Source organism: Ruegeria sp. YKSF070 (genome assembly GCF_059612725.1).
In genome coordinates this window covers 1-4,543 of record NZ_JBXWRD010000098.1, presented here as the reverse complement: position 1 = coordinate 4,543, position 4,543 = coordinate 1, and the positions used below count along the sequence as shown (strand labels likewise).

At 66.6% G+C, this 4,543-nt stretch carries 5 protein-coding genes; 4 read left to right on the top strand and 1 reads right to left on the bottom strand.

What is annotated here, in order from left to right; translation table 11 throughout:
• On the bottom strand, positions 1-952 hold a 952-nt coding region (locus tag AC2FL1_RS23280), incomplete at its 3' end, for a GlxA family transcriptional regulator (RefSeq protein ID WP_496878506.1).
• Between the two features lie 133 nt (positions 953-1,085).
• Here AC2FL1_RS23280 and bcoG point away from each other — a divergent pair.
• The 4 genes from bcoG to AC2FL1_RS23260 form a co-directional block, all read left to right on the top strand.
• Positions 1,086-2,003, top strand: coding sequence for a 3-dehydrocarnitine:acetyl-CoA trimethylamine transferase BcoG (gene bcoG / locus AC2FL1_RS23275; protein WP_496878505.1), 918 nt, complete (start codon positions 1,086-1,088; stop codon positions 2,001-2,003).
• Positions 2,000-2,545 (top strand): lipocalin family protein, encoded by a 546-nt coding sequence (locus AC2FL1_RS23270; RefSeq protein WP_496878504.1) that lies wholly within the window; start codon positions 2,000-2,002, stop codon positions 2,543-2,545. Before bcoG ends, AC2FL1_RS23270 begins: the two co-directional genes overlap by 4 nt.
• Before the next feature lie 34 nt (positions 2,546-2,579).
• The gene (locus AC2FL1_RS23265; protein WP_496878503.1) at positions 2,580-4,043 is read left to right on the top strand and encodes a carnitine 3-dehydrogenase; all 1,464 of its coding nucleotides are present in this window, start codon (positions 2,580-2,582) and stop codon (positions 4,041-4,043) included.
• Positions 4,040-4,543 (top strand): SDR family oxidoreductase (locus AC2FL1_RS23260; protein WP_496878502.1); only part of this gene is annotated, 504 nt, incomplete at its 3' end. The genes AC2FL1_RS23265 and AC2FL1_RS23260, both read left to right, overlap by 4 nt.

Sequence of the window (4,543 nt, the reverse complement as noted above, 5' to 3'; positions counted from 1 at the left end):
GGTCGCGGGCCGATTGGCCGTTCTGGGTGCGAAAGGCACGTGCAAAGCTCGATTGCGAGGTAAAGCCGGTGGCCTGTGCCACTTCCATCAGCGGCATCTCGGTGTCGGTCACCAGCCGCCGCGCTTCGGCCAGGCGCAGTTGCAGGTAATGGTCCTGCGGCGTGGTACCTAACCTCAGGCGGAACTGCTGTTGCAGGGTGCGCGGGCTGGTGCCCAGGGTCTCGGCGATCTCGGCCAGCGACAGCGGCTCGTCCAGCGCCGCCTCCATCAGCGCGTTGGCCCGTGCGGTCAGCTTGTTGTGGCGGTGCGGGGCGCCGGTCCTGCGCTGCGGGGTGCCGGGCTGGGGCGCGCCCTCGTATAGGAACAGCCCGGCCACCCGGGCGGCAAAGCCCGCGCCGTGGCGCGCGGCGATGATATGCAGCATCATCTCGATGGCGGGCATCGCCCCGCCCGAGGTGAGCCGGTTGCCCGAGACGGCAAAGCGGTCGTGGCGCACGTCGATTGCCGGGAACCGGCTGGCGAAATTGTCCAGATCCTCCCAATGGGTGGTGGCGGCGTGACCGTCGAGCAGCCCGGCCTCGGCCAAGAGCCACGGGCCGCCGTCGATCCCGGCCAGCGTGGCGCCGCTCGCCGCGATCCGGCGCAGCCCGGCGAGCAGGCTGGGCGTGGCGTGGCGTGCCAGATGGAACCCCGCCACCACGATCAAGAGATCGCAGGTTTCGAGCCGCGCCAGCGGCAGGCCCGGCACCATCAGACCGCAGGTCAGCCGCGCGGGCGCGTCTGTCGCAGTGACATAGTCCCAGTCGAAGGCATGGCGGTCGGCCAGCCGGTTGGCGGCGCGCATCGGGTCCACCGCGGCGGCAAAGCTGAGCGTGTTGCAATCGTCCAGCACCAGAAGCGCGCATTTCAGCGCGCGATGCTCGGGCTGGAGAATGTTTTTCGCGGATTTTATCAAGTTCGATTCGCATTCTGGCAAGTGGTCGCCGCAAGGCTGCGCCAGAGTCGAACTCAACGCAAATCGGAATCCGGGGACAAATCTGGGGACAACCCGGGGGAGAAGCCGGTAAAAACAAGGGAAAACCGACATGCCTCTGGAAATGAACCGCGAGGTCTTCATCACCTGCGCCGTCACCGGCTCGGGCGGCACCCAGGATCGCAGCCCACATGTGCCGCGCAGCCCCAAACAGATCGCCGAGAGCGCGATTGCGGCGGCCAAGGCCGGGGCGGCGGTGGTGCATTGCCATGTGCGCGACCCCGAGACGGGGGCGCCCTCGCGGCGGCTGGACCTCTATCGCGAGGTGACCGAACGCATCCGCGACGCCGAGGTCGATGTGGTGCTTAACCTGACCGCCGGCATGGGCGGCGACATGATCTTTGGCGATGTCGAAAACCCGCTGCCCTTGCGGGCGCAGGGCACCGACATGGTCGGCGCAACCGAACGCGTGGCGCATGTGGCCGAATGCCTGCCCGAGATCTGCACGCTCGACTGCGGCACCATGAACTTTGCCGAAGCCGATTACGTGATGACCAACACGCCCGGCATGCTGACCGCGATGGGGCGGATGATGACCGAACTGGGGGTGAAACCCGAGATCGAGGCGTTTGACACCGGCCATCTGTGGTATGCCAAGCAGCTGGTCAAGGATGGCGTGCTGGATGGTCCTGCGCTGGTCCAGCTCTGCATGGGGGTGCCGTGGGGCGCGCCCGATGACCTCAATACCTTTATGGCGATGGTCAACAACGTGCCCGATGACTGGACCTTCAGCGCCTTTGCGCTGGGGCGCAACCAGATGGCCTATGCCGCCGCGTCGGTGCTGGCGGGAGGAAACGTGCGTGTCGGGCTCGAGGATAACCTCTGGCTCGACAAGGGCGTGCTGGCAGAGAACTGGCAACTGGTTGAACGGGCGGCAGGCATCGTGTCGAACATGGGCGCGCGGGTGATCGGCCCGCAAGAGGTGCGCGAGAAACTGGGCCTGGTGAAACGCGCGCCGGTGGCGAAGTGAACCGGCTGGCGGCGGCGCTCGCGGCTATCCTCACCCTTGCCGCGTCGGTGGCAGGGGCCGACACCTATCGCGACCGCTCGGTCGGGATCAACGCGGTGCCGACGTTGGACATCGACCGCTATCTTGGCCGCTGGTACGAGATCGCGCGCTTTCCCAACCGGTTCGAAGAGGGTTGCGTCGGTGTCACCGCCGACTATGCCCTGCGCGACGACGGGCAGGTGAGTGTTACCAACACCTGCCGCAAGGGTGCGCTCGACGGGCCGGTGACCACCGCCGAAGGGGTGGCGCGGGTCGAGGGGCCGGGAAAGCTGACGGTCACCTTCGTGCCCTGGCTGCCCTTTGCGCGCGGCGACTACTGGGTTCTCTACATCGACGAGGGCTACACCGTCGCCGCTATCGGCGCACCCCGGGGCAAGACCGGATGGATCCTGGCGCGCACGCCCCGGATCGGCGCCGACATGCGCGCCCGGGCCGAGGCGGCGCTGGCCGCCAATGGCTATGACACGAGCAAACTGATCGACGTGGTACAAGAGCCGCGTTGAAACACGGAACATGGACAAAGAAGGAGAGGCCGTCATGACAACGGCTGCAATCATCGGTGGCGGCGTGATCGGCGGCGGCTGGGCCGCGCGCTTTCTGCTCAACGGCTGGGATGTTCGGGTGTTCGATCCCGACCCCGAGGCCGAGCGCAAGATCGGCGAGGTGCTGGCCAATGCCCGCCGCTCGCTGCCGGGCCTCAGCGATGTGCCGCTGCCGCCCGAGGGCAAGCTCAGCTTTCACGCCGATCTGGCTGAGGCGGTAAATGGGGTCGCGTGGATCCAGGAGAGCGTGCCCGAGCGGCTGGACCTGAAGCTGAAGGTCTATCGCTCGATCCAGGAGGCCTGCGATCCGGATGCGATCCTTGGCTCATCGACCTCTGGCTTCAAGCCTAGCGAATTGCAGGAAGGCGCGCTGCGCCCCGGTCAGATCGTGGTGACGCACCCGTTCAACCCGGTCTACCTGCTGCCGCTGATCGAACTGGTAACGACGCCGGACAACAGCCCCGAAATGATCGAGCGCGCCAAGGAGATCATGCGCGGGCTGGGTCAGTTCCCGCTGCATGTGCGCAAAGAGATCGACGCCCATATCGCCGACCGCTTTCTCGAGGCCGTCTGGCGCGAGGCGCTGTGGCTGGTCAAGGACGGCATCGCCACCACCGAAGAGATCGACGAGGCGATCCGCATGGGGTTCGGCATCCGCTGGGCGCAGATGGGCCTGTTCGAAACCTATCGCGTGGCGGGCGGCGAGGCGGGCATGAAGCATTTCATGGCGCAGTTCGGTCCCTGCCTCAGCTGGCCCTGGACCAAGCTGATGGATGTGCCCGAATTCACCGACGAGCTGGTCGACCTGATCGCGGGCCAGTCGGATGCGCAATCGGGTCATCACACGATCCGCGAACTGGAGCGTATCCGCGACAACAACCTTGTCGGCATGATGCGGGCGCTCAAGGCGCAGAACTGGGGCGCGGGCGCGGTGCTGAACAAGCATGACGCGGCGCTGAAGCCCAAGGCGCTGCCCGATCTGGATACTGCCGACCTGACCCAGCCGATCCTGACCTTGTCGCGCGCGGTGCCGCTCGACTGGACCGACTACAACGGTCACATGACCGAGTCGAAATACCTGGAGGCCTTTGCCAATTCCACCGACCGGTTCATGGAGATCATCGGCTGCGATGCCGACTATATCGCCAATGGCGGCAGTTATTTCACCGCAGAAACCCATATCCGCCATCTGGACGAGACTCACGCAGGCGCGCGGATCCGGGTCGAGACCCAGATGCTGCTGGGCCAAGGCAAGAAGCTGCACCTGTTCCACCGCATGTACGAGGGGGACAAACTGCTCGCCACCGGCGAGAGCTTCCTGCTGCATGTAAGTCTTGAGACCCGGAAACCCTGCGCGCCGGCGCCTCAGATCGAGGCCGCCATGGCCCGCATCGCCGAGGCGCAGGCGGGGCTGCCGTACCCCGAGGGCGCGGGCAACGCGATCCGGAAACCGGCATGAGCGCGCGGGTCCTGATCACCGCCGGTGCCGGGGGCATCGGCCGCGCCATGGCCGAGGCCTTTGACGCGGCGGGGGCGCGGGTCTGGATCGCGGATGTGGACAAGGCGGCGCTTGCCGCCTGTCCCGCCCACTGGCGGCAGAGTGTTGTGGATGTGGCCGACGAGGCCTCGATTGCGGCGCTCTTTGCCGAAATCGAGACCGAGTGGGGCGGGCTCGATACGCTCTGTTCCAATGCCGGGATCGCCGGGCCGACCGCGCTGGTCGAGGATATGCCGCTGGACGGCTGGCGCGCCTGCATCGCGGTCAATCTCGACGGCGCGTTTCTCTGTGCCAAATACGCCGCGCCGATGCTGAAACGGCAGGGCGCGGGCAGTATCGTCATCACCTCCTCGACCGCCGGGCAGTACGGTTATCCGCACCGTTCGCCTTATGCGGCGGCGAAATGGGGGGTGATCGGGCTGGCCAAGACATTAGCGATGGAGCTTGGCCCGCACGGGATC

Excerpts from the sequence above, each read along its gene's own strand:
- bcoG (WP_496878505.1), top strand. The coding sequence starts at position 1,086 with ATGCCTCTGGAAATGAACCGCGAGGTCTTCATCACCTGCGCCGTCACC.
- AC2FL1_RS23265 (WP_496878503.1), top strand. The coding sequence starts at position 2,580 with ATGACAACGGCTGCAATCATCGGTGGCGGCGTGATCGGCGGCGGCTGG.